This window comes from Paramagnetospirillum marisnigri (assembly GCF_001650715.1).
GTDB lineage: Bacteria > Pseudomonadota > Alphaproteobacteria > Rhodospirillales > Magnetospirillaceae > Phaeospirillum > Phaeospirillum marisnigri.
Map to the genome: position 1 here is coordinate 16754 of NZ_LWQT01000053.1, position 26210 is coordinate 42963.

Annotated in this window: 34 protein-coding genes and 1 tRNA gene; 17 read left to right on the plus strand and 18 right to left on the minus strand. The window is 64.8% G+C overall.

Annotated features, from left to right (window positions below):
- Window positions 1-69 precede the first annotated feature (69 nt).
- The 11 genes from ybgF to A6A04_RS09585 form a co-directional block, all read right to left on the minus strand.
- Window positions 70-1092, minus strand: a complete 1023-nt coding sequence (gene ybgF, locus A6A04_RS09535; RefSeq protein ID WP_068492246.1) for a tol-pal system protein YbgF — start codon at window positions 1090-1092, stop codon at window positions 70-72.
- Window positions 1093-1234: 142 nt separating this feature from the next.
- Entirely contained in the window at window positions 1235-1723 is a 489-nt protein-coding gene (pal, locus tag A6A04_RS09540; protein WP_068492247.1) for a peptidoglycan-associated lipoprotein Pal, read from the minus strand.
- 167 nt (window positions 1724-1890) lie between these two features.
- Window positions 1891-3225 (minus strand): Tol-Pal system beta propeller repeat protein TolB, encoded by a 1335-nt coding sequence (gene tolB, locus A6A04_RS09545; protein ID WP_068492290.1) that lies wholly within the window; start codon window positions 3223-3225, stop codon window positions 1891-1893.
- A gap of 5 nt (window positions 3226-3230) precedes the next feature.
- Complete coding sequence (locus A6A04_RS09550; RefSeq protein WP_068492248.1) at window positions 3231-4175, minus strand: cell envelope integrity protein TolA; 945 nt, start codon at window positions 4173-4175, stop codon at window positions 3231-3233.
- A gap of 9 nt (window positions 4176-4184) precedes the next feature.
- On the minus strand, window positions 4185-4652 hold the full coding sequence (gene tolR, locus A6A04_RS09555) for a protein TolR (protein WP_068492249.1): 468 nt from the start codon (window positions 4650-4652) through the stop codon (window positions 4185-4187).
- Window positions 4652-5377, minus strand: a complete 726-nt coding sequence (tolQ, locus tag A6A04_RS09560) for a protein TolQ (protein ID WP_068492250.1) — start codon at window positions 5375-5377, stop codon at window positions 4652-4654. The genes tolR and tolQ overlap by 1 nt, the downstream gene beginning before the upstream one ends.
- A gap of 5 nt (window positions 5378-5382) precedes the next feature.
- Complete coding sequence (locus A6A04_RS09565) at window positions 5383-5829, minus strand: YbgC/FadM family acyl-CoA thioesterase (RefSeq protein WP_068492251.1); 447 nt, start codon at window positions 5827-5829, stop codon at window positions 5383-5385.
- Complete coding sequence (gene ruvB, locus A6A04_RS09570; protein ID WP_068492252.1) at window positions 5826-6863, minus strand: Holliday junction branch migration DNA helicase RuvB; 1038 nt, start codon at window positions 6861-6863, stop codon at window positions 5826-5828. Before ruvB ends, A6A04_RS09565 begins: the two co-directional genes overlap by 4 nt.
- A complete protein-coding gene (gene ruvA, locus A6A04_RS09575; RefSeq protein WP_068492253.1) occupies window positions 6860-7492 on the minus strand; it encodes a Holliday junction branch migration protein RuvA in 633 nt (210 codons plus the stop codon). Before ruvA ends, ruvB begins: the two co-directional genes overlap by 4 nt.
- The gene (gene ruvC / locus A6A04_RS09580) at window positions 7489-7986 is read right to left on the minus strand and encodes a crossover junction endodeoxyribonuclease RuvC (RefSeq protein ID WP_068492254.1); all 498 of its coding nucleotides are present in this window, start codon (window positions 7984-7986) and stop codon (window positions 7489-7491) included. Before ruvC ends, ruvA begins: the two co-directional genes overlap by 4 nt.
- 25 nt (window positions 7987-8011) lie before the next feature.
- Complete coding sequence (locus A6A04_RS09585) at window positions 8012-8764, minus strand: YebC/PmpR family DNA-binding transcriptional regulator (protein WP_068492255.1); 753 nt, start codon at window positions 8762-8764, stop codon at window positions 8012-8014.
- Between the two features lie 216 nt (window positions 8765-8980).
- Between A6A04_RS09585 and lexA the strand changes: the two genes are divergently transcribed.
- Together lexA and A6A04_RS09595 are read left to right on the plus strand one after the other, a co-directional pair.
- The gene (gene lexA, locus A6A04_RS09590; protein WP_068492256.1) at window positions 8981-9685 is read left to right on the plus strand and encodes a transcriptional repressor LexA; all 705 of its coding nucleotides are present in this window, start codon (window positions 8981-8983) and stop codon (window positions 9683-9685) included.
- Between the two features lies 1 nt (window position 9686).
- Window positions 9687-9893: a hypothetical protein gene (locus A6A04_RS09595; protein WP_068492257.1), complete on the plus strand. Its 207-nt coding sequence runs from the start codon at window positions 9687-9689 to the stop codon at window positions 9891-9893.
- Window positions 9894-10083: 190 nt separating this feature from the next.
- Here the strand turns inward: A6A04_RS09595 and A6A04_RS09600 are convergent, their stop codons facing one another.
- The 5 genes from A6A04_RS09600 to A6A04_RS09620 are packed head-to-tail and all read right to left on the minus strand — an operon-like array spanning window position 10084 to window position 14223.
- Window positions 10084-11274 (minus strand): molybdopterin molybdotransferase MoeA, encoded by a 1191-nt coding sequence (locus tag A6A04_RS09600; RefSeq protein WP_068492258.1) that lies wholly within the window; start codon window positions 11272-11274, stop codon window positions 10084-10086.
- Window positions 11274-11771 carry a cyclic pyranopterin monophosphate synthase MoaC gene (moaC, locus tag A6A04_RS09605; protein WP_068492259.1) on the minus strand — a complete coding sequence of 166 codons (498 nt, stop codon included), beginning with the start codon at window positions 11769-11771 and terminating at the stop codon, window positions 11274-11276. The genes A6A04_RS09600 and moaC overlap by 1 nt, the downstream gene beginning before the upstream one ends.
- Window positions 11764-12573, minus strand: coding sequence for an indole-3-glycerol phosphate synthase TrpC (gene trpC, locus A6A04_RS09610; protein WP_068492260.1), 810 nt, complete (start codon window positions 12571-12573; stop codon window positions 11764-11766). The genes moaC and trpC overlap by 8 nt, the downstream gene beginning before the upstream one ends.
- A gap of 4 nt (window positions 12574-12577) precedes the next feature.
- Window positions 12578-13633 carry an anthranilate phosphoribosyltransferase gene (trpD, locus tag A6A04_RS09615; protein WP_068492261.1) on the minus strand — a complete coding sequence of 352 codons (1056 nt, stop codon included), beginning with the start codon at window positions 13631-13633 and terminating at the stop codon, window positions 12578-12580.
- Window positions 13633-14223: an anthranilate synthase component II gene (locus A6A04_RS09620; RefSeq protein ID WP_068492262.1), complete on the minus strand. Its 591-nt coding sequence runs from the start codon at window positions 14221-14223 to the stop codon at window positions 13633-13635. Before A6A04_RS09620 ends, trpD begins: the two co-directional genes overlap by 1 nt.
- 134 nt (window positions 14224-14357) lie before the next feature.
- Between A6A04_RS09620 and nhaA the strand changes: the two genes are divergently transcribed.
- The gene (nhaA, locus tag A6A04_RS09625) at window positions 14358-15521 is read left to right on the plus strand and encodes a Na+/H+ antiporter NhaA (protein WP_068492292.1); all 1164 of its coding nucleotides are present in this window, start codon (window positions 14358-14360) and stop codon (window positions 15519-15521) included.
- 55 nt (window positions 15522-15576) lie between these two features.
- Entirely contained in the window at window positions 15577-16077 is a 501-nt protein-coding gene (locus A6A04_RS09630) for an acyl-CoA synthetase (protein ID WP_068492263.1), read from the plus strand.
- Between the two features lie 60 nt (window positions 16078-16137).
- On the opposite strand, the gene rpoH is transcribed toward A6A04_RS09630, so the two are convergent.
- The gene (rpoH, locus tag A6A04_RS09635) at window positions 16138-17031 is read right to left on the minus strand and encodes an RNA polymerase sigma factor RpoH (RefSeq protein WP_068492294.1); all 894 of its coding nucleotides are present in this window, start codon (window positions 17029-17031) and stop codon (window positions 16138-16140) included.
- A gap of 132 nt (window positions 17032-17163) precedes the next feature.
- Window positions 17164-18138: an RluA family pseudouridine synthase gene (locus A6A04_RS09640; RefSeq protein ID WP_068492265.1), complete on the minus strand. Its 975-nt coding sequence runs from the start codon at window positions 18136-18138 to the stop codon at window positions 17164-17166.
- A gap of 64 nt (window positions 18139-18202) precedes the next feature.
- Here A6A04_RS09640 and A6A04_RS09645 point away from each other — a divergent pair, with 64 nt between their 5' ends.
- The 13 genes from A6A04_RS09645 to A6A04_RS09700 all read left to right on the plus strand — a co-directional run.
- A complete protein-coding gene (locus tag A6A04_RS09645; RefSeq protein WP_068492267.1) occupies window positions 18203-18532 on the plus strand; it encodes a hypothetical protein in 330 nt (109 codons plus the stop codon).
- A complete protein-coding gene (locus A6A04_RS09650; RefSeq protein WP_068492269.1) occupies window positions 18532-19002 on the plus strand; it encodes a Mov34/MPN/PAD-1 family protein in 471 nt (156 codons plus the stop codon). The genes A6A04_RS09645 and A6A04_RS09650 overlap by 1 nt, the downstream gene beginning before the upstream one ends.
- Before the next feature lie 21 nt (window positions 19003-19023).
- Window positions 19024-19099: transfer RNA gene (locus tag A6A04_RS09655), tRNA-Glu, on the plus strand.
- Window positions 19100-19378: 279 nt separating this feature from the next.
- Window positions 19379-20524, plus strand: a complete 1146-nt coding sequence (locus tag A6A04_RS22295) for an HTH domain-containing protein (protein WP_172822752.1) — start codon at window positions 19379-19381, stop codon at window positions 20522-20524.
- A 338-nt stretch (window positions 20525-20862) separates the two neighbouring features.
- Window positions 20863-21465, plus strand: a complete 603-nt coding sequence (locus A6A04_RS22300; RefSeq protein ID WP_156612546.1) for a hypothetical protein — start codon at window positions 20863-20865, stop codon at window positions 21463-21465.
- Between the two features lie 10 nt (window positions 21466-21475).
- Window positions 21476-21865 (plus strand): helix-turn-helix domain-containing protein, encoded by a 390-nt coding sequence (locus A6A04_RS21625; protein ID WP_082914827.1) that lies wholly within the window; start codon window positions 21476-21478, stop codon window positions 21863-21865.
- Window positions 21862-22368 (plus strand): hypothetical protein, encoded by a 507-nt coding sequence (locus A6A04_RS09670; RefSeq protein ID WP_156612547.1) that lies wholly within the window; start codon window positions 21862-21864, stop codon window positions 22366-22368. The genes A6A04_RS21625 and A6A04_RS09670 overlap by 4 nt, the downstream gene beginning before the upstream one ends.
- Before the next feature lie 220 nt (window positions 22369-22588).
- Window positions 22589-23107, plus strand: coding sequence for a GAF domain-containing protein (locus A6A04_RS09675; protein ID WP_068492277.1), 519 nt, complete (start codon window positions 22589-22591; stop codon window positions 23105-23107).
- A 48-nt stretch (window positions 23108-23155) separates the two neighbouring features.
- A complete protein-coding gene (locus A6A04_RS09680) occupies window positions 23156-24229 on the plus strand; it encodes a GGDEF domain-containing protein (RefSeq protein WP_068492278.1) in 1074 nt (357 codons plus the stop codon).
- Between the two features lie 157 nt (window positions 24230-24386).
- The gene (locus A6A04_RS09685) at window positions 24387-24635 is read left to right on the plus strand and encodes a hypothetical protein (RefSeq protein ID WP_216636090.1); all 249 of its coding nucleotides are present in this window, start codon (window positions 24387-24389) and stop codon (window positions 24633-24635) included.
- Complete coding sequence (locus A6A04_RS09690; RefSeq protein WP_068492280.1) at window positions 24635-25225, plus strand: AAA family ATPase; 591 nt, start codon at window positions 24635-24637, stop codon at window positions 25223-25225. Before A6A04_RS09685 ends, A6A04_RS09690 begins: the two co-directional genes overlap by 1 nt.
- 293 nt (window positions 25226-25518) lie before the next feature.
- Window positions 25519-25782, plus strand: a complete 264-nt coding sequence (locus tag A6A04_RS09695; protein WP_068492282.1) for a hypothetical protein — start codon at window positions 25519-25521, stop codon at window positions 25780-25782.
- Between the two features lie 231 nt (window positions 25783-26013).
- The coding region (locus A6A04_RS09700) for a transposase (RefSeq protein ID WP_068492287.1) at window positions 26014-26210 on the plus strand (197 nt) is incomplete at its 3' end.

Genomic DNA, 26210 nt, shown 5'->3' on the forward strand with positions numbered 1-26210 from the left:
CTCTTCGGAAGACATTCTGGTCCGAAGCCCGCCAAATTCCCTGAATATCGATACAGCCTAGGCTTTCCCCTACTTGCACCCCAGCCGCTGCTTGTCGCCGGTGGCGGCACGCTTCAGGCGGTCGGCCATTCCAGGATGTTCGGCGAACAGCAGGGCGAAGGTGCGGCAGGCCTGATCCTTCATGTCCAACTGGCCGAACGAGGCCCCCAGCTTGTAGAGCATGTCGGGAGCCTTGGAATGCTTGGGATACTTCTTGTAGGCCTCGCCGAACAGCTTGGCCGAGGCCGCGAAGTCCTTCTTCTGGGAGAAGGCGATGTCACCCAGCCAATACTGGGCGTTACCCGCCAGTTGATGGTTGGGGAAGCTCTTCAAGAAGCCCTGGAAGCCGCGCTCGGCAGAATCGAAATCGCCCTTCTGCAACTGGCTATAGGCGTCATCATAGGCGGCCTGAGGGTCCTTGGGCACGGCCGGAGCGGCGGCGGAGGCCGCCTGCTGCGCCTGGGCCTCGGCGCGCTTCGCGTCCTTCTGGCTGAGTTGGCCCAGCACCTGCGGCCCCGGGGCGGGACCGGCATTGTCGGCGGCATTGGCGCCGGGATTGACGCCCTTGGGCGGAATCAGCACCGGCGCGCCATTGGGCTGGGTGGCGGCGGGAGCGGGCATGGACAGGCTTTGAGACTGCTGGGGGGCGGCCGGCGCCGGGCCGCTGCCGCGCGGGTCGTTGATTTCCTTGAAGCGCAGATCGATATCGGTCTGCATGCGCTCGATCTGTTTGTTGAGTTGATTGACCCGGAAATTCGCTTCCTCGATCTTGCCGGTCAGGAAACGGTTGGCGTCTTCCAGCTCATTGATGCGGTCCTCCAGGCGCGACGCCATGGACCCGGCCACCGAACCGTCATTGGCCATGGGCGAACGGACCACGGTCGGCGCGGTGCCACCCCGGGCCGCCTGCGCCTGCACCATCTGCAGATCGCGCTCCAACCGCTCGATGCGGTCATACAGGGCGCGGGTATCGCTTTGGGCCAGGGCTTGGGGCGACAGCATGGCGGCGCCAAGCAAGGCGATGAAGGCGGTGGTGGTCAGAAGTCGTCGCACAGTTCGAGCCTCGTCTTCTCTGAATTCCCGGGACGCAAGCAATCCACATAAAGTGGGCAAAAATAAGGCGCCCGCCCAATCCGCCGGTCATGGACCTGACGAACGGGCGGACGCCCCATTTTTCACGCCGTAATCGACCTGATTAGTTCAGGACGGTCACGCCACGACGGTTCTGCGACCAGGCGGCCTCGTTCGAGCCGAGAGCAACCGGACGCTCCTTGCCGTAGGAAACAACCTTGACGCGGCTGGCGGCGACGCCATTGGCAGCCAGGAATTCCTTCACGGCATTGGCACGCTTCTCACCCAGGGCGAGGTTGTACTCACGGGTGCCGCGCTCGTCGGCATGACCTTCGATGGTCATGGTGTACGAGCCGTACTGCTTCAGCCAGGCGGCCTGCTTGGACAGGGTGGCCTTGGCGTCGGCACGCAGGCTGGACTTATCGAAGTCGAAGAAGACGCGATCGCCGACATTGGCGACAAAGTCATCCTTCGAGCCGGGAGCGATGCTCTTCGCGGCGGCCGGCGGAGTGGTGGCAGCGGTGCTGCCCTTGTTGCCGGTGTCGGAAGGCGCGGATTCGCAAGCGGCCAGCAGAGCGGCGGCGGCAAAAATGCTCAGGAAACGCAGTTTCATATTTGAGGACTCCCCCTCAGTGCGACGCGGAAAAAAGCAACGATCGGACCCAAGAGACTCCGTGCCGACCAATGAAGATACGACACGCCCCGCCGGCGACATCACAAGTTCGGGACCCGATGCCACCGGAAAAAATCCTAATCGGCGCGGACTATACAAACATAATTCTAGGGAATCAAGGGGGACCACGCAGGATCGGAGCCATCGACCGGGGTCAGCAGAACCCTCTCGTTGGAACCGGTCAGATCGATGGTGTACAGGCGCACCGACTGGCCACGACCGCGCTCATCCGACGGAGATTCGCGGAAAAAGGCCAGAACGCGGCCGTTGGGCGCCCAGGTGGGGCCTTCCACCAGGAAGCCCTCGGCCAACAAGCGCTCGCCCGACCCATCCGGACGCATGACACCAATGAAGAATTGCCCACCCTTCTGCTTGGTGAAGGCGATCAGATCGCCACGCGGGCTCCAGACCGGGGTGCCGTAGCGGCCGTCACCGAAGCTGATGCGGTTCTGCCCGCCTCCGCCCGCCGACATGACGTAGAGCTGCTGCCCGCCGCCACGATCGGATTCGAACACGATCTGCTGGCCATCGGGCGAATAGCTGGGTGCAGTATCGATGGCCGAGTTGGTGGTCAGACGGACCTTCTGACGGGTCAGCAGGTTCATCTCGTAGATTTCGGTATTGCCGTCCTCGGCCATGTTGAAGGCCACCTTGTTGCCATCGGGCGAGAAGCGCGGCGCGAAGGTCATACCCGGAAAATTGCCCAGCGCCTCGCGGCGGCCGGTATCCAGGTTGAAGATATAGACCCGGGGAACGCCCCGGTAATAGGACAGATAAGTGATCTCGCGCGAGCTGGGCGAGAACCGGGGGGTGAGCACCAGTTCGCTGCCATCGGTGAGGAAGCGATGGTTCTCGCCGTCCTGGTCCATGATGGCCAGACGCTTCTTGCGGTCGTTCTTCGGACCCGATTCGGCGATATAGACGATCTGGGTATCGAAATAGCCGTCCTCGCCGGTCACCCGCTTATAGATGGCGTCGGCGACCTTGTGGGCGAGGCGGCGCCAGTCATTGGGCGAGGCCGACAGGGTCCAGCCGGTCATATAGGCTTCGGCGAACACGTCCCACAGCCTGAATTCCACCCGCACCCGTCCATCGGGGGTATTGTCCAACTTGCCCACCACCAGGCCCTCGGCGTTGATGGCCTTCCAGTCGGGGAAGCGCGGCTGCACCTGCAGGGATGCCACTGTCTGGATGAACGCCTTGGGATCGATGGGCTTGAACAGGCCCGAACGCTCCAGGTCGGCAGAAACCACCCGGGCGATATCCTTCCCGATCTGGCTTTCCTGGCCCGACGACCCGGCGAATTCCGGAATGGCGATGGGCAGCGGCTTCATCTGGCCGCGGGTGATGTCGATACGGACCTCGGCACCGACAGGGAGCGCTGCCACCATGCCAAGGACGAAAACGGCGACCAGCGCCACGAAAGAGCGGATGCGAGTCATATTGATCACCTTCCTGCCGCGAATTTTGGATTGAAGGCCAGGGTGAAGTCTTTGAACTGATCGTATTTATTGGCCGGAATCGGCAACGGACTGGCGGCGCGCACCGCGCGTCGGGCGCTGTCGGCGGCGGCCTGATAGAACGGGTTCAGCATCATGGTGGGGTCGCCCATCTGAATCTGGGCGTCGGTCACCGTACCATCGGGCAGCACCGAGACCCGGATATAGACCACCAGCTTGTCGGCATCCTTGGCCCCGGCCGGCACGTTCCAGAACCGCTCCACATGGGCGCGGATACGGTCCTTCTCGGTCATGGAGACCGGTTCCAGCGGATTGTTGGACGCCGAGCCCCGCACCGATTGCGGCGCGGTCTGGGTGGCGGTCTTGTTCTCCGGCACCGACGGCTTCAGCTTCTCGGCCGATTTCAGCAGCTTGTCCAGCTCGTCCTCGGGCTTGGGCTTCTTCTTGTCCACCGATTTCAGCAGGGAATCCAACTCGTCGGTGACGTTCTTCTGCTTCTTGGGCGGCTCCGGTTTCGGCTCGGGCTTGGGCGGTTCCGGCTTGGGCGGCTCCGGCTTGGGCTCCGGCTTGGGCGCGGGAACGGGAGCAGGCTCCGGCTTCGGCGGAGGCGGAGGCGGAGGCGGCGGAGGCGGCGGCGGAGGAGCAGGCGTGGGCGGCGGCGGCGGCTTGGGCGGTTCCGGCTTCGGCGGCTCTGGTTTCGGTGGTTCCGGCTTGGGCGGCTCGGGCTCGGCCTTCTGGGGCTCGGGCTGCGGCTTGTTGTCCTGGAGCGGCGGCGGGTTGGTCTTCTCGCCAATGGGAACGATGTCCACCACCATCGGCGTTTCCTCGATGGGCGGCGGGTCCCAGAACTGCGGCAGCCCGAACACGGCGATCAGGAAGATCGCCAGATGCAGGACGCCCGAGAAGACGTAGCTGTCGCGCCGCATTTCCATGATGGGGGACTACCGCGCTCCCTTCTTGGCGGGCTTGGCGGGATCGGCTCCGCCCTTGACCTCGGTCACCAGGGCCACCTTGGCGAAACCGGCGGCGCCCAGAGTGCCCATCACTTCCATCACCCGCCCGTAGTCGATGCCCTTGTCGCCGCGCACGAAGATGCGGGTTTCGGGCTTCTGGGCGGTGATGGCCTGGAGCCGGGGAGCCAACTGGTCCAACTGGACCTCGGTTTCCTGGATGTAGATCTTGCCGTGGGCGTCGATGGTCACCGACAGCGGCTGGTCGTCGCCCTTCAACGGGGCGGCCGAGGTCTTGGGCAGGTCCACCTGCACGCCCGCCGTCAGCAGCGGCGCGGTGACCATGAAGATCACCAGCAGCACCAGCATGACGTCGACCATGGGGGTGACGTTGATTTCGGCCACCGGGCGGAAGCGCCGCGAATGGCCCCCCTTGCGTGCACCGATGGAGGCGCCCATCAGGCCTTCTCCTCGAGTTGGCGCGACAAGATGGCGCCGAATTCGCCCGCGAAGTTCTCGAGGCGCTTGGAATAGCGATCGAGATCGCCCGAGATCTTGTTATAGGCGATCACCGCCGGGATGGCGGCCACCAGGCCCAGCGCGGTGGCGAACAGCGCCTCGGCGATACCGGGAGCCACCACCGCCAGCGAGGTATTCTTGGTGGCGGCGATGGACTGGAAGCTGTTCATGATGCCCCAGACGGTGCCGAACAGGCCGATGAACGGCGCCGTCGAGCCCACCGAGGCCAGGAAGCCCAGGCGACGTTCCAGCAGTTCCATCTCGCGGCCCAGGGTGACGGTCATCACCCGGTCGATGCGCTGGGGCAGGCTGGCCCGGGTGCTGTCGCGGTCGGCCAGGCCCTTGGCCGCCGAGCGGCGCCACTCGCGCATGGCGGCGACGAAGATGGAGGACATGGGATCGAGCGGACGCGCGCCGATGCGGTCGTAGAGTTCCTCCAGCGAGCCGCCGGACCAGAAGGCTTCCTCGAACTGTTCCGCCTTGGTATGGAGCTGGCGCACCTTCAGCAGCTTGTCGAAGATGATCGCCCAGCACCAGAACGACGCCGCGATCAAGGCCAGCATGACGAACTTCACGATGATGTCGGCGCGCAGGAACAGCGCCCACATGGAAAGATCGTGCTGCATCGCCGCCCCGGCGACCGCCGCTGTCTGAGAAGGATCCATGATACCTACCGCCTTTCGTCTCTGATCCAGGTCCCGAACAAGTCCCTGACGCCCGCCGGAATGCGCGCGGGCTTGCCGGACAGGGTGATATATCCTAGCCGAACGTCGATGCGAACCACTTCCGCGCCATCGGCATCGCGGAAAATGATCTGAGACAGCTCGACGCTGGCCCCGCCCACCGCCGTCACGCGGGTTTCCACCCTCAACAGGTCGTCCAGCTTGGCCGGCCGGAGAAACTCTATTTGAGCGCCGCGCACGGCGAAGGCGGTGCCCTCGCCGTCTTCCAGCAGCGCCCGCTGGCTGATGCCCATTTCGCGCACCAGTTCGGTCCGCGCCCGCTCGGCGAAATTGAGGTATTGCGAGTGATAGACGATGCCGCCCGCGTCGGTGTCCTCGTAATAGACCCGGATGGGGAAGGCATGGACGGGGTTCGGCTTCGCCTCGCTCGTCATTCCCCGTCCTCCGGCAGCGACGCCAGCAGATCCAACTGGGCCAGCACCTCGCGCGGCGGATTGAGGCCGATATGGCGGAAACCCGAGGCCGACAGCATGCGCCCCCTGGGGGTGCGCTGGATCAGGCCCTGTTGCAGCAGATAGGGCTCCACCACCTCTTCCAGGGTGTCGCGGCTTTCCGACAGGGCGGCGGCCAGGGTTTCCACCCCCACCGGCCCACCGCCGTAATTCTCGGCCATCATGCGCAGATAGCGGCGATCCATGGCGTCCAGACCGATGGAATCCACCTCCAGCCGGTTGAGCGCCGCGTCCGCCACCGGCGCGTCCACCGGCGAGCGCCCGGCCACGGCGGCGAAATCACGCACCCGGCGCAACAGCCGCCCGGCCACGCGGGGCGTACCGCGCGAGCGCCGCGCCACTTCCGCCGCGCCGTCGGGGGTCAGGGCGAAGCCCAGCACCCGGGCGCCTCGGCTGACGATGCTTTCCAACTCGTCGGGGGTATAGAAATTCATCCGGCAGGGAATGCCGAAGCGTTCGCGCAAGGGGGTGGTCAGCAAGCCGGAACGGGTGGTCGCTCCCACCAGGGTGAACCGGGGAAGGTCGATGCGGACCGAGCGGGCGGCGGGTCCCTCGCCGATGATCAGGTCGAGTTGGAAGTCCTCCATGGCAGGATAGAGCACTTCCTCTATGGCAGGATTAAGGCGGTGGATCTCGTCGATGAATAAAACGTCGCGCGGCTCCAGATTGGTCAGCAGCGCCGCCAGATCGCCCGCCCGCTGGATCACCGGCCCCGATGTGGCGCGAAACCCCACCCCCAATTCGCGGGCCATGATCTGGGCCAGGGTGGTTTTCCCTAAGCCGGGCGGGCCGTGGAACAGCACATGGTCCAGGGCGTCGCCGCGATCGCGCGCCGCCGTGATGAACACCTTCAAATTCTCGCAGACCTGCCGCTGGCCGACGAAGTCGTCGAGGCTTTGCGGCCGGATCGAGGCATCCGGATCGCCGGGCTTTTGCTCGGGCGAAACCTCCCTCATCGCGTCAGGTCCTTGCCCAACCGCTTCAGCGCGGCGCGGATCAGGGCCGACGCGTCGGTATCCTCGGGCAGGTCACGGGCCGCCTCCCCCGCCGCCTGGAAGGCCTCCAGCCGCCTGTAGCCCAGATTGACCAGGGCCGAGACCGCATCCTCCAGCGGTCCGCTGGCGGCGGGCAACGGTGCCGAGGCGGCGATGGCCGCGCTCGCCGGGCCGAAACCGCCGAGCGCGATCTTGCCCGCCTTGTCCTTCAACTCGGTCAGGATACGCAGCGCCAGCTTGGGGCCGACGCCGTTGGCACGGGTCAGGCCGGTCTTGTCCTGTGCCGCGATGATCTGCAGCAACTGCTCGGGCGCCGCCACCGACAGGATGGACAGCGCCACCTTGGCCCCCACGCCTTGCACCGTGGTCAGCAGGCGGAACCAGTCGCGCTCGCCGGTCTCCAGGAAGCCGTAAAGCTGGATGGCGTCCTCGCGCACATGGGTCTCGATGAACAGAGCGCTGGCGGTTCCGGCCTGCAGGCGGCCCAGGGTGCGCGACGAGCACGACACCAGATAGCCGACGCCGCCGCAGTCCACCACCGCCCAGTCGTCGCCCTGGGAATCGATCAGCCCCTTCAGCCGCGCGATCATCGCAAGGCCGCCCTGAGCTTGCGCTGGGTGGCGCGGTGATGGGCGTGGCAGATGGCCACCGCCAGGGCATCGGCGGCATCGGGCGTGGCGGCGAGGCAGCCGGGCAGCAAGGTGCGCACCATCATGCCCACCTGATCCTTGGCGGCGCGGCCGGTGCCCACCACCGCCTGCTTGACCAGGGCGGCGGCGTATTCCCCCACCGGCAGCCCGGCCTTGGCCGGGGCCAGCAGCACGACGCCACGGGCCTGACCCAGCTTCAAGGTGCTTTCCGGGTTCTTGTTGACGAAGGTCTCCTCGACCGCCGCCTCTTCCGGCGACCACTGGCCGATGACGCCGGTGACGCCGTCGAACAGTTGGACCAGACGCTCCGCCAGGGAGAGCGAGGCATCGGACTTGACCACGCCGTCGGCCACATGGCGCAGGCGGTTGTCGATCACGTCGATCACCCCCCAACCCGTGTTGCGCAGCCCCGGATCAAGCCCCAGAACCCTCATCGATCATGCCTCATGCGCGGGCTGCTCAGCCGCCGAGCTTTTCCATCAACTCGTCGGAAATCTCGAAATTGGCCTGGACCCGCTGGACGTCGTCATTGTCTTCCAGGATGTCCAAAAGCTTCAGCAGCGTCTTGGCCACCTCCTCGTCGGTGACCGGAACCGTGGTCTGCGGCTTCCAATCCAGACGGGCGTATTCCGGCGTGCCGAAACGGGCTTCCAGCGCATCGCGCACCGCGCCCAGATCGTCGGGGGCGCAGGTGATCTCGTGGCCTTCGTCGTCGGATTCCACATTGTCGGCCCCGGCGTCCAGGGCGCCCTCGAACATGGCCTCGGCCCCAGCGGCGGCCAGGGGGAAGCGGATGGCGCCCACCCGGTCGAACATGAAGGAGACCGAATTGGTCTCGCCCAGGGCGCCGCCATTCTTGTTGAAGGCGGTGCGGACCTCGGTGGCGGTGCGGTTGCGGTTGTCTGTCAGCCCTTCGACGATGATGGCCACCGAACCGGGACCATAGCCCTCGTAGCGCACTTCCTCGTAATTGGCGCCGTCCTCGCCCCCGGCGCCGCGCTTGATGGCGCGGTCCATGGTATCCTTGGGCATGTTGGCGGCCCGCGCCGCCACGATCGCCGCCCGAAGGCGCGGATTCATGGTGGGATCGGGAAGGCCCGACTTGGCCGAGACCGTCAGTTCCCGGATCAGCTTGGTGAAGACCTTGGCCCGCTTGGCGTCCTGCGCGCCCTTGCGGTGCATGATGTTCTTGAACTGTGAATGACCCGCCATGGACCCTATTCCAACCCTAATGCCATGAAATTGGATGGCATGCCTATACCACATGTTGTAGCAAAGCAACAACGCTGACGCCCACCCTCCCGGTTTCGCTGAATTCTCCCGCCGGAACAAAAAAGAATCATATTGACGCGGAACGGGAACGAGCCTAGAACAAAACGGCATTGTTTGGCCTTTGTTCACATTGGCCCACCCAGGAGAGATGTCGGGATGCTGACTCGCAAACAATATGAACTGCTGGTATTCATCGACCAGCGTCTTCGCGCCACCGGCATTTCCCCCTCTTTCGACGAGATGAAGGATGCCTTGGACCTCAAGTCCAAGTCGGGCATCCACCGCCTGATCACCGGGTTGGAGGAACGCGGTTTCATCCGTCGCCTCGCCCACCGCGCCCGTGCCCTGGAAGTGGTTCGTCTGCCCGAGAACGCCGCCGACCAGCCCTTGCCGCTGCCCAGCAAGGCCTTCTCCCCCACCGTGATCAAGGGCGGCTTCGCTCCGTCGCTGGCCGGGGCGCCGGTGGCCGGGCCTTCCGACGCCGTCACCCTGCCGCTCTATGGCAAGATCGCGGCGGGCACTCCCATCGAGGCACTACGCGACCATTCCAACAGCATCGACGTCCCCGCCGCCATGCTGGGCGGGGGCAATCACTACGCCCTCACCGTCGAGGGCGATTCCATGATCGACGCCGGTATCCATGACGGCGACACCGTGGTGATCAGGTCCTGCGACTCCGCCGAGGCCGGGACCATCGTGGTCGCCCTGGTGGATGACGAGGAAGTGACCCTGAAGCGCCTGCGCCGCAAGGGTGCCTCCATCGCCCTGGAACCCGCCAACAAGAAATACGAGACCCGCATCTTCCCGCCCGACCGGGTCAAGGTGCAGGGCCGTCTCGTCGGCCTGCTGCGGAGCTACTGAGATGGGAAGCTTTCGCCCCCTGCGTTTCGGCTTCGCCCTGGACGGCAGCCCGGTCGACAGCGACTCGGCCGAAATGCGCGTCACCTATCTGGGCCGCTTCAGCCGCAAATCCGCCGAGGCCGACGCCCGGCGCCGGTTCGAGGAATGGCGCTCGTTGTGCAACCCGGTCACCCGGCGCTGGTCCGCCGATCAGGTGGTGTTGGCCTAGGAATAGCGGGAGCGCGGGCGCCTCGCCCCACTAAATCGGCCGACGTCTGAAATGACCTGTCATCCCGACGCCCTGGGGCGGAGGGATCTCCACCTGGAATGGCGGGTTCAGGTTGGAAAGGTCGCTCCAGGATGAGGTCCCTCGCTATCGCTCGGGATGACATGACGGGTCGGATCACGCGCCATGCCCCCTACAGCCGCACGATCTCCACCACCTCGCCCGCCGTCGCGGCAGGAGCGAAGGGCGGCCGCACCACCAGGCAATCGGCCCGCACCATGCCCGACAGCACGGCGCTGTCCTGGACGGTGAACGGCGTCGCCACCAGACTGCCGTCGTCCTGACGGTTCAGCGCCGCCCGCATATAGTCCTGACGAACGTCATTGGCGGGCAGGTCGCGGCCCAGGCGGGCGGCCAAAGTCTCGGTCTTGCTCTCCAGACCCAGCATGGCCCTGATCATCGGCCGCACCAGCAGCACGGCGCAGACCATGACCGAGACCGGATTGCCGGGCAGGCCCAGCACCGGCACCCCCTTCAGATCGCCGAACATCAGCGGCTTTCCCGGCCGCATGGCGACGGTATAGAAGCCTAGCGACAGCCCGGCCTGGGACAGGGCGTCCTTGACCAGATCATAATCGCCCACCGAGGCGCCGCCGGTGGTGACCAGCAGGTCGCACCCCGCCGCCGCCCCGATCATGGCATCCAGGGATTCCCGCGAATCGCGGGCGACGCCCAGATGGATGGCCTCGGCGCCCTCGCCCTGGATGAAGGCCGCCAGACCGGGGCCGTTGGAACCCAGGATCTGGGCCGGGCCGAGGGGGTCGCCGGGCATGGCGATCTCGTCACCGGTGGACAGCACCGCGATGCGCGGCCGACGCTTGACCGACAGCCAGGGAATGTTCATGGCCGCCGCCAGACCGATGGCGCGGCCGTCCAGCACGGTTCCGGCGGGCAGCAGCACGTCGCCGGTCTTGAAGTCCAGGCCGGTGGGCCGCACGAACTTGCCCGGCGGCACCGCTACCTTGATGAGGACGCTGTCGCCCTGGCGCTCGGTGTCTTCCTGCATCACCACCGCGTCGGCGCCTGCGGGCAGCGCCGCGCCGGTAAAGATACGTGCGGCCTGGCCCGGCCCCACCACTCCCGCGAAGGGCGCACCCGCCGCCGACTGGCCGATCACCGCCAAAGCGGCGGGCAAACCGGCGAGATCGGCGGCGCGCAGGGCATAGCCGTCCATAGCCGAGACCGGTACCGGCGGATGCGACACCCGCGCCGCAAGGTCCTCGGCCAGCACCCGACCTCCGCCTTGGGCGAGGCCGATCATTTCCGCCGCCACCGGCCGTGCTCCGGCAAGGATGGTGGCCAGGGCTTCCGCAACTGAAATCATTATTCCGCCTCGAAGAGTCCCGACTTGCCGCCGGACTTGCGCACCAGCCGGATGTCGGTGATGCGCATGCCCTTATCCACCGCCTTGCACATATCATATACGGTGAGCCCGGCCACCGTGACGGCGGTCAAGGCCTCCATCTCGACGCCGGTTCGGCCATTCAGCTTGCACACCGCCTCGATATGGACGGCGGAGGCGGCTTCATCAAGGGACAGTTCCACTCCGACCGAGGTCAGGGCCAGGGGGTGGCAGAGTGGAATCAGGTCGGGGGTACGCTTGGCGGCCATGATCCCCGCCAGTTGCGCCACCGCCAGCACGTCGCCCTTCTTCAGGGCCCGATCGCGGATCAGGGCGAGGGTTTCGGGCTTCATGACCACGGACCCCCGGGCCACCGCCACCCGCTCGGTCTCGACCTTGGCCGAGACATCCACCATCACCGCGTTGCCGTCACCATCGAAATGGGTGAGCCCGCCCGCCGGGGCGCCGGGATCAGACATTGGCCCCGGCCAGCAGCACTTTCAGGGCCTGCTCCACATCGGCGCGGCGCATCAGGGCCTCGCCGATCAGGAAGCGCCACACTCCGGCGGAAGCCATGCGCTTGAGGTCGCCCGGCCCTTCCAACCCGCTTTCCGAGATCACCACCTTGCCCTTGGGGATCAGCGGCACCAGCCGCTCGGTGGTGGCAAGATCGGTCTTCATGATCTTGAGGTCGCGATTATTGATGCCGATCAGCGGCGATTTCAGCTTCAGCGCCCGCTCCAGTTCGGCCTCGTCATGGACTTCCAGGATGACGTCCATGTTATAGCCCAGCGCGATGTCCTCCATCTGGGACAGCTCGGCGTCGGTCAGGGCGGCGACGATCAGCAGGACGCAGTCGGCGCCCAGGGCACGCGCCTCGACGATCTGATAGGGGTCGACCATGAAGTCCTTGCGCAGGACCGGGATTTCGCAGGCCGAGCGCGCCGCGCCCAGGTCCGCGTCGGAGCCCTGGAAGAATTTTGGATCGGTCAGCACCGACAGGCAGGCGGCGCCACCGCGCTGATAGGCCCGCGCCAGCATATCCGGCTTGAAGTCGGCGCGGATCACCCCCGCCGAGGGCGAGGCCTTCTTGATCTCGGCGATGATGCCATAGCCCGATTTCGCCACATGGGTTTCCAGCGACTTGGCGAAGCCGCGCGGCGGCGCCTGGTCCTGGGCCCGCTTCAGCAGCTCCTGGATGTGGCGGCGGCCCTTCTGCTCCGCCACCTGCTTGCGCTTCTCGGCACAGATCTTGTCGAGAATGGTCGGAGTTGCGCTCATCTGCTCAAACCTCCCGATTGGTGATGGCGACCATGCGGTCGAGAACGGCGGCGGCGGCCCCGCTATCCAATGCCTGTTCGGCCAGCCGGGCGCCCTGCGCCAGATCATCGGCCTTGCCCGCCACGATCAGGGCGGCGGCGGTGTTCAGCACCACGATGTCGCGATAGGCGCCCCTTTCCCCCGCCAGCACCGCCTTCAGCGCGGCGGCGTTGAGGGCGGCATCGCCGCCCTTCAACTGGTCGGGCGTGGCGCGGGCCAGCCCGGCCTGCTCCGGGGTGACGGTGAAGAGGCGAACCTCGCCGTTCTTGAGCTCGGCCACCTTGGAGGGGCCGGTGGTGGTCAACTCGTCCAACCCGTCGGTGCCATGCACCACCCAGGCATGCTCGGAGCCCAGCCGCCCCAGCACCCGGGCGATAGGCTCGACCCACTGCTCGGCGAAGACGCCCAGCACCTGACGGGTGGCACCCGCCGGATTGGACAGCGGCCCCAGCAGATTGAAGATGGTCCGGGTTCCCAGCTCGACGCGGGGACCGCCCACATGGCGCATGGCGTTGTGGTGGCGCGGCGCCATCAGGAAGCCGATATTGTTCTCGAACAGGCATTCGCGCACCAGCGCCATGTCGGCATCGACCTTGATGCCGAGCGCGCCCAGCACGTCGGCGGAGCCCGACTTGGACGACAGCGCCCGATTGCCGTGCTTGGCCACCGGCACGCCACAGGCCGCCACCACGAAGGCGGCGGCGGTGGAGATGTTGAAGGTGCCCGAACCGTCGCCGCCGGTACCGCAGGTATCCACCGCGCCCGCCGGGGCGTCCACCTTGAGCGCCTTGGAGCGCATGATGCGCGCCGCGCCGCTGATTTCCTCCACCGTCTCGCCACGGACGCGCAGCGCCATCAGCAAGCCGCCGATCTGGGCAGGGGTGGCGTCGCCGGACATGATGACCTCGAACACCTCTTCGGCCTGGTCTTCCGACAGGGTGGCGCCGACGGCGAGACGGCCCAGCACCTCCTTCATCAGGGCAAGGGTGGCGGGCGGATTGGGGGCGGGTGCGGTGCTCATCAGGCGGCGTTTCCGGTGCGGGTCGCGGTATGGTTCAGGAAATTGCGCAGCATGTCGTGGCCATGCTCGGTCTCGATGCTTTCGGGATGGAACTGCACCCCCCAGATGGGCAGGTCCTTGTGGACCAGTCCCATGACCAGCCCGTCCTCGGTCCAGGCGGAGGCATGCAGGCAGTCGGGGAAGCCGTCCTTCTCCACCACCAGGGAATGGTAGCGGGTGGCGCGGAACGGGCTGGGCAGTCCGGCGAAGACGCCGGTTCCGTCATGGATGATGGAATCGACCTTGCCATGCATGGGCTTGGGGGCGCGCACCACCTTGCCGCCGAAGGCCTGGCCGATGGCCTGATGCCCCAGGCAGACGCCGAACAGCGGAATACGCCCGGCGGCGCGGCGGATCAGCTCCAGGCAGATGCCTGCGCGATCGGGATCGCAAGGACCGGGCGAGATGACGATGCCCTGGGGCGCCATGGCCAGGACCTGATCGACGGTCAGCGCGTCGTTACGCCGCACCTCCACCTCGGCGCCCAATTCGCCCAGATAATGCCAGAGGTTATAGGTGAAGCTGTCGTAGTTATCGATCAGCAGGTACATGGCGGCGGCAACTCTTCTCGGCTCGGGGCGGCCGCCTCGGCCGCCCGGGATTGGGCCGCACTTTATCAATGCCGTCGGCCTGCGTACAGACACAGCTTCACCCATTCGTGCACGGCTGCTACCCTGCCTGCATGATGTCTCTTTCCAGACTTCGAGCCCTGCTGAGACATGACGCCGCCGGAGGCGTGGTGCTGATGGCCGCCGCCCTCGCCGCCATGGCCTTCGCCAATTCTCCGCTTCATTCCGTGTACGAGCATTTCCTGGAAACCCGCCTGTCGCTACAGGCGGGCGAGTTGGTCCTGGCCAAACCGCTGCACCATTGGGTCAATGACGGACTGATGGCGGTATTCTTCCTGATGGTCGGCCTCGAGATCAAGCGCGAGGTGCTGGAAGGCGAGCTGTCCAGCCTCAGGCAGGCCAGCCTGCCGCTGATCGCCGCCCTGGGCGGCATGGCGGCGCCCGCCCTGGTCTATCTGGCCGTGACCTGGGGCGATGCCGAGGCCATGCGCGGCTGGGCCATTCCCGCCGCCACCGACATCGCCTTCGCCGTGGGCGTGCTGGCCCTGGCGGGCAAGCGGGTGCCGCCCAGCCTGCGCATCTTCCTGCTGGCGCTGGCCATCATGGACGACCTGGGCGCCATCGTGATCATCGCTTTGTTCTATACCGCCCAGTTGTCGGTCCCGGCCCTGGTGCTGGCCGCCCTGGCCCTGATGGCGCTGGCGGCCCTGAACCGCTCGGGCGTCACCGCCTTCGCCCCCTATGTGGTGGTGGGAGCGATCCTGTGGGCCTGCGTGCTGGAATCCGGCGTCCATGCCACCCTGGCGGGGGTGGCATTGGGGTTCGCCATCCCCTTGCGTGGAGGCGGCGGCCCCCATGCCTCGCCGTTGCGGGTGATGGAGCACGGCCTGCATCCCTGGGTGACCTTCGCCATCCTGCCGCTGTTCGCCTTTGCCAATGCCGGTGTCTTCCTGGGGCAGGTGAGCGCCGCCACCCTGGCCGATCCCATCACCGTTGGGGTTGCCGCCGGACTGTTCCTGGGCAAGCCGATCGGGGTGATGGCCGCGACCCTGGCGGCCATCGGTCTCGGCCTGGGCCGGATGCCCGCGGGCGCCAGCCTCGGGCAGTTTTTCGGAGTGGCGGTGCTGACCGGCATCGGCTTCACCATGAGCCTGTTCATCGGCACCCTGGCCTTCGATGGCATCCAGCACGACAATGCCATCCGGCTGGGGGTCCTGGGCGGCTCGCTGGCCTCGGCGGTTCTGGGCAGCCTGCTGCTGGCCCGCCGCCCCGCTACGTGATGCCCCCGCTGCCTGATGCGTTGCCAATCCCCCATCGAGATGCCATGATTCGGCCATGGCGAAGAAAAACGTCTCAGCGGTAGCGCAAGCCAGAGCGGCGGCGGCGGCCAAGAAAGGCGGCGGTGGCGGTGGCATCAACAAGGGCGTGGTGCTGGCCATCCTGGCCGCCCTGGTGCCGTTTTCGCTGCCCACGGCGGTGCTGATCTTCTTCACCATGCTGCCCACCCTGGGCTCGTGGGCCACCGAGAAAGGCCCCAACAAATACGCCTTCCTGTGCGTCGGCGGCCTGAACTTCGCCGGGGTGTTCCCCTATCTGTTCGGCTTATGGTTCGGCGTCCATACCCTGGACGAGGCCCTGCGGCTGGTGACCGACCCGGTGATGCTGATGGTGGCCTATGGCTGCGCCGCCATCGGCTGGGGCATCTATGCCGCCATGCCGCCCATGGTGGCCAGCTATCTGGCCGCCAGCGGCCAGCGCCGGGTCAATGCCCTGAAAGCCGCCCAGAAGAAGCTGGTGGAGGAATGGGGCGACGAAGTGGCCAAGAAGGGCGGTTAAGACAAAGAAATGGACCGGTCCCTCTCGGGAACCGGCCCTTTGCACTGGTTCACGGCCTTATCAACAGCGCAACGTCCCGACCTCCTGGGCGGCGGCGGCGCTTTTCACCGACTTCTGCAGCTTCTCGAAGGCGCGGACCTCGATCTGGCGCACCCGCTCGCGCGAGATGCCGTAATGCTGCGACAGATCCTCCAGCGTGGCGGGATCATCGGTCAGGCGGCGCTTGGTCAGGATGGCGCGTTCGCGATCGTTGAGCCCGGCCAGGGCGGCCGTCAGCATCTGACGGCGCTGCCCCAGTTCCTCGCGCTCGCCCAGCTCGGTTTCCTGGTCCTCGTGATCGTCCACCAGCCAGTCCTGCCACTCGCCTTCGCCCTCGGCCCGCACCGGGGCATTGAGGGAATGGTCGGGGCTGGCGAGGCGCCGGTTCATGTTGATCACCTCTTCCGGGGTGACGTCGAGATTGTGGGCGATCTTGGCCACATTCTCGGCCGACATGTCGCCTTCCTCGATGGCCTGCATCTGGCCCTTGAGCTTGCGCAGGTTGAAGAACAGCTTCTTCTGGGCGGCGGTGGTGCCCATCTTCACCAGCGACCAGGAATGCAGGATATATTCCTGGATGGCGGCGCGAATCCACCACATGGCATAGGTGGCGAGGCGGAAGCCACGTTCCGGGTCAAAGCGGCGCACCGCCTGCATCATGCCCACATTGCCTTCCGAGATCAGCTCGCCCAAGGGCAGGCCATAGCCGCGATAGCCCATGGCGATCTTGGCCACCAGCCGCAGATGGCTGGTCACCAGCTTGTCGGCCGAGGCGATATCGCCGTGCTCGCGGAAGCGCTTGGCCAGCTGGTATTCCTCTTCCGGCGGCAGCATGGGGAATTTGCGGATGTCCTGGAGATAACGGGTCAGGTTGCCCTCGGGGGCAAGCGACAGACTGGAAGCAATCGCCGTCATGGTCATTCTCCTCTTCCGACATGGAGGGTCTTCCCTCGTTTCCCGTCCCGGCGCCGGAGAGGCGCCCTTGGTCGGCAATGTCGTTCCATAAGAAAAAGAATGTCACAGCACCGCGCTCAAGTATAGGGATTTTTATATAGCCTCTAAGGTTGAGATAAGGCCCGCCAAATCCGCAGGCATACTGCTTTCGAACCGAATCCTACTTCCTTTGGTCGGGTGATCGAAGCCAAGAAGATAGGCGTGGAGAGCCTGACGAGAGAAATCGGCTAATGCCATTCGCACCGGCTCGGGCAGCGCCTTCAACCGTCCGGCACGGCTGCGGCCATAGGCGGGGTCCCCCACCAGCGGATAGCCCAGACTGGTCATGTGGACCCGGATCTGGTGGGTGCGCCCGGTGGCGAGGCGGCATTCCACCAGGCTGACGGCACCGCCGCCGAAGGTCTTCAGCACCTGATAGCGGGTCAGCGCCGGCTTGCCGCCACCCTTGACCACCGCCATCTTCTTGCGGTCATGGGGGTTGCGGCCGATATTGCCCTCGATCTCGCCCTTGGGCGGGTTGGGCAGGCCCCAGACCAGGGCGCGATAGGCACGCTCCAGGCTGTGGGCGGCGAACTGTTCCGACAGCGAGCGATGGGCGATATCGGTCTTGGCCGCCACCATCAGGCCGCTGGTGTCCTTGTCCAGGCGATGGACGATGCCCGGCCGCCGCACCCCACCGATTCCGGCCAGGGAATCGCCGCAATGGGCCAGCAGGGCATTGACCAGGGTGGCGTCGGGATTGCCCGGCGCCGGATGAACCACCATTCCGGCGGGCTTGTTGATGACGATCAGATCGGCATCCTCGTAGACCACGTCGAGGGCGATATCCTGGGGTTCGGGCTCGGCCGGGGCGTCGGGCGGCACCCCCACCGAGAAGATTTGGCCGGGTTTGACCCTGTGCGAGGGGTCGGCTATGGTGGCGCCCGCCGAAACCACCTGCCCGTCCTCGATCAGCGCCTTGATGCGGGTGCGCGACAGATCGGGAAGCTGCCCGGCCAGCCATTTGTCGAGACGGGCACCGGCTTCCTCGGGGGCAACCGGCCTGGGATCGAGTTGGGTCTGGGTCACGGTGCTCGGTTTTCCTTCATGGCCGATCCGCCCGGATCGGCGAACACGGATTGAAGCGCAGCCCATGAAAGCGATCAAGGCATTGGTGGTGTTCCTCGGCATCCTGCTCATGGCGGGGCTGGGCCTGATGGGCTATGGCCTGTTCGCCAAGAAGGCCCAGTACAAGGGCATGGCCGCCCCCGCCCCGGCCGCCAGCGCCCCCGCCAGCGCCGATTTCGGCACCGTCGCCATTCCGGTGCCCGCGGGCAGCCGCATCGAACAGGTGACGGCGGCGGGCGAACGGGTGGTGTTGCGCCTTTCCGGCGCCGGCCCCGACCGGCTGCTGGTGCTGGACCCCGCCCAAGGCCGGGTGGTGGGCGGCTTCGTGCTCGCCCCGGAACCCCAGGTGCGCTGATGCTGGTGATGACGGCGGCACAGTTGGCCGTCATCGCCCAGGCGGCCGAAGCCGCCTATCCCCGCGAATGCTGCGGCCTGTTGATCGGCAGCGGCCAACGCGTCGTCCGGGTCTCGCGACTGATGGAGGCTGCCAATCTGCTGGCCGACCAGCGGCCCGACCGCTTCGAGTTGGACCCCCGCATCCGCTTTCAGGCCGAACGCGAATTGCGCGGCGGCCGCGAACGCATCGTCGGCCATTGGCACTCCCACCCCGACGCCCCGCCCCTGCCCTCGACCACCGACCTGGAGCAGGCCTGGGAACCCGAGATGATCTGGCTGATCGCCGCCGTGGCCCGATCCCCCGACGGCCGCCCGCGCATGGTCGAGGCCCTGGCCCACCGCCTCGACCGCGACACCGGGCGCAGCCGCCCGGTCCCCCTGCGGATCGCGGAAAAAAGTGCTTGCCAGGGCAAGGGCTTTCCGACATAAAGCGGGCCTCGCGCCTCTTGCGTCCCCATCGTCTAGAGGCCTAGGACACCGCCCTCTCACGGCGGTAACCGGGGTTCGAATCCCCGTGGGGACGCCATGCGATTTACCCGCCGAATCCGTTGGTTGTGATATCACGACCAAATGGTGTCCCGCAAGGTGAGCTTGCATTGGAGAGGCGCGGAAATACCAATGACATAAGCAAAAAGACCGCTAACCCTGAGGATTAGCGGCCTGCCGTTACCGGCTAAGAAGATCGTTTGGCGACCTTTTTCTTAGCCCAGGCAGGTCGAAGTGTCAACGGAAAACCATGAGTTTTCCGAACGGGCTAGCTCGTCCTTTTCTCCTGTCGTCATCCGCGCCCCTCGCAGGAGGGACGATGACCTATGGCCATGTGCGAGGACATTTTGAGCCGCGATCAGACGCTATAAGCACCGAGGCACCACCATCGCCTCGGCAACGGATGCAGACCGCGCTGGCGGCAGCAGCCGGAAAGTGGCGGGCGAAGCAGGAGGCCCAGCGTCGACCGATGCGGCCCGGAGAATTGGAGGCCCTGGAAGCCGAGTGGCATGACCAGGCCGAGCGGTCATTGCGGGCCAGGGAGGCTCAGCGCCAGGGCAAACGCACAAAACGGGCACGCGACACCAACCCCGCACCGCCGGAGACCAAGCTCTGGTCGAAGCCCATGAGCCTACAGGCGGCGACCGATACCCGCCTGACAATGGGGGCCAGACTGGCGCTTCAGGCGATTAGATCGCTTACCGCTCGCTCGAAACGGGTAAGCCGCAACGGCTTGGCCGTGCTGCTGGGGGTCAGCCCCCGAACGATCCAGAGATATATCCATCTGCTGAAATATCGTGGCTACATCCAAACTCGCCTGATCACCAACCGCGATGGATGGGTAATCGGTCAGATTATTGAGATTACCGAGAAAGTGCTGCCCCCTCACCATCGCCCACGCCGATCCGAGACCATGGCTGACGGCTTGGCTCGTTGCGTGAGCCACCACGAAAAAACCGTGAGCATAGGGGAGACAGGATCGTCCCACAGTGAGTCTAAATACCAAAACTATATAGAGATATCGCCTCGGAAAAACATATCAACGGGCCATTCCTGCGTCACCCAGAAGCAAGGAAACATCCCCTCGGAGGATACAATGAATTCCAGGCAGTACGAGTATGGCAGTCCTGAACTCCGTAGCCGGGTAAAGGCGCTATTATCCAAGCCATCCCCCTACACAACCAGAGTCAGAGCAAAAGCTGTCGCTTTGCTTTACGCAACAAATTCCAATCGCTTTATATGCCCTCGAACAGACTTCGTCCCTGGTCTACTAGGGCCAAGGCCCAAAGGCACTCGCGCAGATTCACTGATTCTTGATGACCTAAAAACGGCAATAACTACTGGTCGCATTAGTATCGAGGAGATTCGCAGCATCCTGTCTGAATTGTTTGGCCTTGATTGCGCATATTCGTGGGATGCGGACTTTTTTGAATTGATGGATTTGTTTAATCAGGCCAATTCGTGAATTCCCCTCCCACACACAAACGGAACGCCCCTCGTCGGGGCGTACCCCTCCCCGGCCCTCCCCGCCATATGCGGGGAGGGAGCAAAATCGGTGTGGCGCTGTTCGCGCCACAACCTGATGAGCTAAGGGGCTTTCAGCCCGCTCGCGCGGTCAATGGGCAAGCGCCGGGCGATGCCCGTCGCCAGGGGCCGGGATGCCCCAAAAATCTGCAAGCAGATCGGCGCAAGCGCCGCCCTCCGGGTTTTGGGAGCTACCCCGCCCGCCCCCTGTCCCTTGACCTTGCTACCCCCGATTTCACGACGAGGAAAAGGTGCGAAACCCACTCGGAGGACAGGATCATGAGCTTCACCATTGGTAACGGCTGGGATGCCGATTTTGGTTATTTCAGCATGCGCGGCCGCAGGGCTGTTGGAAGGCGGCTTCACCCAGCCTGCGAGCGGGCGCGCGCCTATGACCTCCCGGAAGGCTTCCTGCCCGGCCAATGGCACAAATGGCACGTCCTGAAGTCAGTACGCCGGAGCAGGACTTTCCGGCCAAAGATCGAAGATGCCCGGCAGCGACTATTCTATCGCGCCATGAACCGGAACCCGATGTATTACAGCAATATCGCCAAGCGTCCAGCAGGCGCCTTGCGCCTCGGTTATACCTGGGACTGGCGTAAACCCGCGAAGCCCGACCCCGACCAGATCAAGGAAGACCACTCCCCCCGCCAGATCATCGTCGAGGTGTCGGCCGAGACCGCTCGTCTGCTCGCCGAACTGGCCACCTGGTGCACTGAAGCCGACCAGGCCAACAAAAGTTGCACCTCCCATGGCCCCCTGACCGTTGACGGCCTGGTCGCCATGCTGGTGGAGGACGCCGCCATGGTGGTGTCCCGGCCAGGCTCTTGGGAAGGCGCAAACATGGCTCAGGTCTTCGCGTCTCACGGCTATCAGGTTTAGGGAGGCGGCCATGACAAATTATGATCTGGATCATGGAAAATTTGCTGGCGTGATCAACAAAGCCCAGGATTGTCGCCATTCTTCTCAAAATCAGCTTCGGTCAGAAACTGTAATTCGAGCGGCCTGCATCAATCATGGCGTCACCCGTGCCGAATTGCTCTCCCCCTCTCGTGCCATGCCGTACGTTCGGGCCAGGTGGTCGGCCATGCTGGTATTGCGCCAGGTCGGAGGACTGGCCTTGGTCCGGATCGCGATGTTGCTCCGCCGCCGCGACCACACGACGATTCTGAACGGCATTCGACGCGCGGAGGTCCACATGCGCGCTGATCCAGACTACAGGGATGCCGTTGAACGTGTCCGGCAGGTCGCCCTTGCCGCCAAGTTCGGGAGGCAGCCATGAAGCCTGTTTCGCGATCCATGTACATGGTTCCCCAAACAAGCCCGATGGGGCTTGTTCAAGGTGCGGCGGCTCCAATCCCCCTCGCTCTGGCGCAGGACCCCTCCAAAGCCTGCCGCTGGTGCGGCAAGACCATGATGAAGCCCAGGCGCAACCAGGAATGCTGCTGCGCCGAATGCCGGATGGAATGGGAGCGGTCCAAAAGGGTCCGTCGCAAGCAGGCGGCGGCCGAGAAGCCTAAAGGGACGTGCCTGTGGTGTGATGGGAGCTTCGACAAGGCCCGTCAACAGCAGGACTTTTGCTGCCCCGATCACCAGCAGGCCTTTAACAATTTCTGGAAGGGCCGTGGACCCAGCCTGGCCAAGGCTCTCCACGAATGGCGGATCGGTAAGGTAGATGGCGGCCTCACGAAGGTTTGCCGGGAATTCACATCGGCCCGCGAGGAATTGAAGGAACGCCGGGCGAAGGCTGGGAAAAGGTCACCGAAAACTGAAGGAGACACCTAGCATGAAGCCCTTCAACACCACAGCCATGACGGCGACGGGGATTGCACCAGAGGGAATCGACGGCAGCGTGTTTGCCGCCACTATGCTTCCGGCCGCTTGCGGAGACTAATTACTTCTATCAATGAGTGCCTAGACCTCATGATATTGGGTTGCCAATAGCACAAATAACAGCATATACAGATGGTATGTGTTCGTTGACGTTCAATGGGAGAGGTACCCGATGGAATTGCCGTCAAATGAGGCTGAACGCCTGGGGACGCTGGTCAATTACGGCATCCTCGACACCGAGTTCGAGGAGAGCTTCGATCGTATCGTCAGGACCGCCGCCACGGTGTTCGATGTGCCGGTCGCCCTGGTGTCGCTGATTGACACGAACCGCCAATGGTCTAAGGCGATGATAGGCACCGACGCCCGCGAGACAGCGCGGGAAATCTCGTTCTGCACCCATGCGATCCTCGACACCGACGTCCTGATGGTTCCAGATGCGTCGCGAGATGAGAGATTCGCCGCCAATCCCCTGGTCACTGGCAAGCCTGGAATCCGCTTCTATGCGGGCGCGCCGCTGCTGACGCCCGACAATTATGCCCTCGGCACCGTCTGCATTTTCGACCGTCGCGTCCGTCGTGGCCTCGATCCGCATCAGCGTCAAGTGCTCCAGGATCTGGCGGCCATGGTCATGGAGATGTTGGAATTTCGCCGCTGTCGCCGCCAGTGGGAGCGACAGCAGACACAACGCTGACCTGAGTGAGCGCCGAAGCTGGCCATCGGCGAGGCAAGAGGGAAAGCCATGCGCTTCGACCACCTTCTGTTCGGACGAACCGAGTTCCCCGACGGAGCGGAATACCGCCAGTTCCAGCACCGATTCGCCTGTGTCCTGGTGGTCTTCAGCACCAGTGTCACCGCGCTGTTCATTATCGCGGCATTGACCGGCAGCGCGCACTTGCATCCCCACTATCTCTGGAGCGGGGCGGCGTATTGCGTCCTCAATGCGGTGGCATTGGCTCTTCTTCGCGCGAAGCCGGAGCGCCTTCCGGTGATCGCGACGATCTGCATGACGGCTTCGTTTCTGCTGGAAGCGGTTGCATTTTTCTCCAACGCCGAAGATGAGATGCGCATCGTCTGGTTCGCTCTCTCCATCCCTGCCGTCTATCTGCTGGTCGGCACTTGGTACGGCCTCTTTCTAACCGGCGTATCGATTATCTTCATATTTGCCGCGAACCCCCTCCTGCCGACGCCGTATTCGGCCAACGCTATCATCACCATGGCGGTGGCCATCGGCTATATCAGCGCCTTCTTCTTTGCGTTTTCGTCCAAGTCCATATCCTTTCACCACGCCATGGTGCTGGCGAACCAGAAGCTCGCCGATCAGGCAGCCAAGGACCCGCTTACCGGGCTGTACAATGCCCGGGCCTATTACGCCCTGTGTGAGAGTGCCTTGAAGCAGGCGCAGCGCTCGCAGGCGCCATTCGCCATGATGTTCGTCGACCTGGACCACTTCAAGCGCATCAACGACACCTATGGACACGAGGCCGGAGACACCGTGCTTCGGACGGTCGCCAATGCCCTGCGCATGGGGGTTCGGCAGAGCGACTTCATCGGACGGATCGGGGGTGAGGAGTTCTCGGCGCTGCTGCCCGACACGGATATCGAAGGTGCAGTGGCACTGGCTGAGAAACTGCGGCAGGATATCGAGAACCTGATGCCCGATATTGGTGAGAAACGCTTGGCGATCACGGCGAGCATCGGGGTCGCTGCGGCCAAGGCCCACTCCGAAAGCATTGCCAAGATCCAGAGTCAGGCAGATCAGGCTATGTATGTTGCCAAGCGGGAAGGCCGGAACCGGGTAACGTGCATCGCGTGAATGTTCGATCTCGGGGCTCAGGGATGCCGACGCGGCCTGGAGGCATACGATCTGGTTCAGGGCCGGACAGGCACTGGTTGCCTTGCGCAAGGGCCGCCAAAAATTATCTGGACGGACCTGACTGCGAGCGATTGAATCCGCAGCAGAGGAGATGGTGATGACGCAACAGGATATTTCAAAGCTGGAGACCATGACCGAGGCTGAGGAACGCCGGTTCGTCACGGCCTTCACCAGCGCCCTGGCCAGCGACAAGGGCGATGAGGCGAAACGCCATCTGGCCGCCGGTCGCCCCATCTACTACAGCGACGACCAATATCGTGAGGGCATCGTGAAGGAGCACCCTGACGGTCGCCGCCAGCTGGTGACCTTCGCCAATGACCGGGAAGTCCTGATCCGAGACCTGTAATGCACCAGATTTGGATCGTCGCCGGGCCGAATGGAAGCGGCAAGACCACACTGGCCCGTCGCCATCTGGTGGACCGCCTTCCCGTTGTCAATCCCGACGAAATCGCGCGTACCCTCAACCCGTCCAATCCGAATGATCCTGCCGCCGCGATCCGCGCGGGGCGCCAGGCCCTGGCTCTCAGGGGCCATTTGCTCGCGGATCGTCGAAGCTTCGCCATCGAGACCACGCTGTCCGGCAACCAGGAACTTGCCCTGATGCGGGACGCCAAGGCGGCAGGTTACAAGGTGAACCTCATCTTCATCGCGACGGAATCGCCCATCGTCTCCATGGGCCGAATCGCCTCCCGCGTTTCGGATGGTGGCCACCGTGTTTCCGGCGCCGACGTGGAACGACGTTACCGCCGCAGCATGGACAATCTTCCGCAGGCCCTGGCCCTGGCAGATCGTGCATGGCTGCTGGACAATTCGCGGGCTCGGATGCGGCTGATCGCCGCCATCGAGCATAACCAGGTCAAAAGCCAGGCCAGCACCCTGCCGCGTTGGGTGCGAGGCGCCAAGCTTCAGGTCCTCGAAACCGGACTGTCCCTGTAGCCTTCCACGACCAACGCCAGCCGCTGGCTCATGCAGGAGACCGCGACCGGGCCTGACCGGCACGGCTCCGGCAGACGGCCCTGGGGAAGCCACCTCCGATCAATGCTCAGTTTCGCCGCTGGCGATCCTACACCAGGTCGCCTGGGCACCGGCCCGGCTGCCGCCGGTCCTGGCAATGACGGATTTCGGCTCCCCCACGTCGGCAAGCCGACGCGGTTCCCCCAAAATCCTATGCCTGCCCCACGCCCCGGTGTCTCGGATCGCCGTCGAAACCGAGATTTAGGAGGCTTCCCATGGACCGCACCGCCACCCAGCCCCAGCAGTTCCTGACCTGGATCGGAGACACCCCCTACATGGTCAGCTGGACCCCGAAAGGTGAATTTGGAAGCCTGTCCGGGACGCTCGCCGGTGACTTCTTCGGCGCCGCCGATTGGAGCCAGACCATCCCGGTCGAGGCAGCCGACGACATCGGCTTGGACCTTTGGGCCATGCAGACCGCCGCGTTCTTCCATGCCGCCGCCGCCGGTCGGAATTTCCCCCAGCGCCAGGCCGCGTAAGCGGCCTCGGCCTGATGTTGTGCCCTCTCAGCACCCGGCAACCCGCAACGCCGCCATTGGAAGGGAGACAAGCCCCCTCCCAATGGCGCCGCCCCTCCGGGCTACTGCGCTCCCGCTAACTCATCCGTGGTGATCAGGTGCCAAAGTTCCGGCCAGCCTTCCTTGACCCTCCCCCCGTGAATGGCTCCAGGTTGAATGTAATAATTCAACTGACCATGAAGGGGACATTCCATGCCGAAGAAGAGACATACCGCCGAAGAGATCATCGGCAAGCTGCGTGAAGCGGACGTGCTTCTGGCGCAAGGCCGGAAGGTGGCCGACGTCGCCAAGGCTTTGGCGGTAACGGAGGTTACGTACTACCGCTGGCGCCAGGAATACGGTGGGATGAAGGTCTCACAGGCCAAGCGGCTCAAGGAGCTTGAGCGCGA

What these genes read in the sequence shown, in the direction of transcription:
- pal (WP_068492247.1), bottom strand. Translation starts at nt 1,723, where the DNA reads ATGAAACTGCGTTTCCTGAGCATTTTTGCCGCCGCCGCTCTGCTGGCC.
- tolB (WP_068492290.1), bottom strand. Translation starts at nt 3,225, where the DNA reads ATGACTCGCATCCGCTCTTTCGTGGCGCTGGTCGCCGTTTTCGTCCTT.
- A6A04_RS09550 (WP_068492248.1), bottom strand. Translation starts at nt 4,175, where the DNA reads ATGGAAATGCGGCGCGACAGCTACGTCTTCTCGGGCGTCCTGCATCTG.
- tolR (WP_068492249.1), bottom strand. Translation starts at nt 4,652, where the DNA reads ATGGGCGCCTCCATCGGTGCACGCAAGGGGGGCCATTCGCGGCGCTTC.
- tolQ (WP_068492250.1), bottom strand. Translation starts at nt 5,377, where the DNA reads ATGGATCCTTCTCAGACAGCGGCGGTCGCCGGGGCGGCGATGCAGCAC.
- A6A04_RS09565 (WP_068492251.1), bottom strand. Translation starts at nt 5,829, where the DNA reads ATGACGAGCGAGGCGAAGCCGAACCCCGTCCATGCCTTCCCCATCCGG.
- ruvB (WP_068492252.1), bottom strand. Translation starts at nt 6,863, where the DNA reads ATGAGGGAGGTTTCGCCCGAGCAAAAGCCCGGCGATCCGGATGCCTCG.
- ruvA (WP_068492253.1), bottom strand. Translation starts at nt 7,492, where the DNA reads ATGATCGCGCGGCTGAAGGGGCTGATCGATTCCCAGGGCGACGACTGG.
- ruvC (WP_068492254.1), bottom strand. Translation starts at nt 7,986, where the DNA reads ATGAGGGTTCTGGGGCTTGATCCGGGGCTGCGCAACACGGGTTGGGGG.
- A6A04_RS09585 (WP_068492255.1), bottom strand. Translation starts at nt 8,764, where the DNA reads ATGGCGGGTCATTCACAGTTCAAGAACATCATGCACCGCAAGGGCGCG.
- lexA (WP_068492256.1), top strand. Translation starts at nt 8,981, where the DNA reads ATGCTGACTCGCAAACAATATGAACTGCTGGTATTCATCGACCAGCGT.
- A6A04_RS09595 (WP_068492257.1), top strand. Translation starts at nt 9,687, where the DNA reads ATGGGAAGCTTTCGCCCCCTGCGTTTCGGCTTCGCCCTGGACGGCAGC.
- A6A04_RS09600 (WP_068492258.1), bottom strand. Translation starts at nt 11,274, where the DNA reads ATGATTTCAGTTGCGGAAGCCCTGGCCACCATCCTTGCCGGAGCACGG.
- moaC (WP_068492259.1), bottom strand. Translation starts at nt 11,771, where the DNA reads ATGTCTGATCCCGGCGCCCCGGCGGGCGGGCTCACCCATTTCGATGGT.
- trpC (WP_068492260.1), bottom strand. Translation starts at nt 12,573, where the DNA reads ATGAGCGCAACTCCGACCATTCTCGACAAGATCTGTGCCGAGAAGCGC.
- trpD (WP_068492261.1), bottom strand. Translation starts at nt 13,633, where the DNA reads ATGAGCACCGCACCCGCCCCCAATCCGCCCGCCACCCTTGCCCTGATG.
- A6A04_RS09620 (WP_068492262.1), bottom strand. Translation starts at nt 14,223, where the DNA reads ATGTACCTGCTGATCGATAACTACGACAGCTTCACCTATAACCTCTGG.
- nhaA (WP_068492292.1), top strand. Translation starts at nt 14,358, where the DNA reads ATGTCTCTTTCCAGACTTCGAGCCCTGCTGAGACATGACGCCGCCGGA.
- A6A04_RS09630 (WP_068492263.1), top strand. Translation starts at nt 15,577, where the DNA reads ATGGCGAAGAAAAACGTCTCAGCGGTAGCGCAAGCCAGAGCGGCGGCG.
- rpoH (WP_068492294.1), bottom strand. Translation starts at nt 17,031, where the DNA reads ATGACGGCGATTGCTTCCAGTCTGTCGCTTGCCCCCGAGGGCAACCTG.
- A6A04_RS09645 (WP_068492267.1), top strand. Translation starts at nt 18,203, where the DNA reads ATGAAAGCGATCAAGGCATTGGTGGTGTTCCTCGGCATCCTGCTCATG.
- A6A04_RS09650 (WP_068492269.1), top strand. Translation starts at nt 18,532, where the DNA reads ATGCTGGTGATGACGGCGGCACAGTTGGCCGTCATCGCCCAGGCGGCC.
- A6A04_RS22295 (WP_172822752.1), top strand. Translation starts at nt 19,379, where the DNA reads ATGACCTATGGCCATGTGCGAGGACATTTTGAGCCGCGATCAGACGCT.
- A6A04_RS22300 (WP_156612546.1), top strand. Translation starts at nt 20,863, where the DNA reads ATGAGCTTCACCATTGGTAACGGCTGGGATGCCGATTTTGGTTATTTC.
- A6A04_RS21625 (WP_082914827.1), top strand. Translation starts at nt 21,476, where the DNA reads ATGACAAATTATGATCTGGATCATGGAAAATTTGCTGGCGTGATCAAC.
- A6A04_RS09670 (WP_156612547.1), top strand. Translation starts at nt 21,862, where the DNA reads ATGAAGCCTGTTTCGCGATCCATGTACATGGTTCCCCAAACAAGCCCG.
- A6A04_RS09675 (WP_068492277.1), top strand. Translation starts at nt 22,589, where the DNA reads ATGGAATTGCCGTCAAATGAGGCTGAACGCCTGGGGACGCTGGTCAAT.
- A6A04_RS09680 (WP_068492278.1), top strand. Translation starts at nt 23,156, where the DNA reads ATGCGCTTCGACCACCTTCTGTTCGGACGAACCGAGTTCCCCGACGGA.
- A6A04_RS09685 (WP_216636090.1), top strand. Translation starts at nt 24,387, where the DNA reads ATGACGCAACAGGATATTTCAAAGCTGGAGACCATGACCGAGGCTGAG.
- A6A04_RS09690 (WP_068492280.1), top strand. Translation starts at nt 24,635, where the DNA reads ATGCACCAGATTTGGATCGTCGCCGGGCCGAATGGAAGCGGCAAGACC.
- A6A04_RS09695 (WP_068492282.1), top strand. Translation starts at nt 25,519, where the DNA reads ATGGACCGCACCGCCACCCAGCCCCAGCAGTTCCTGACCTGGATCGGA.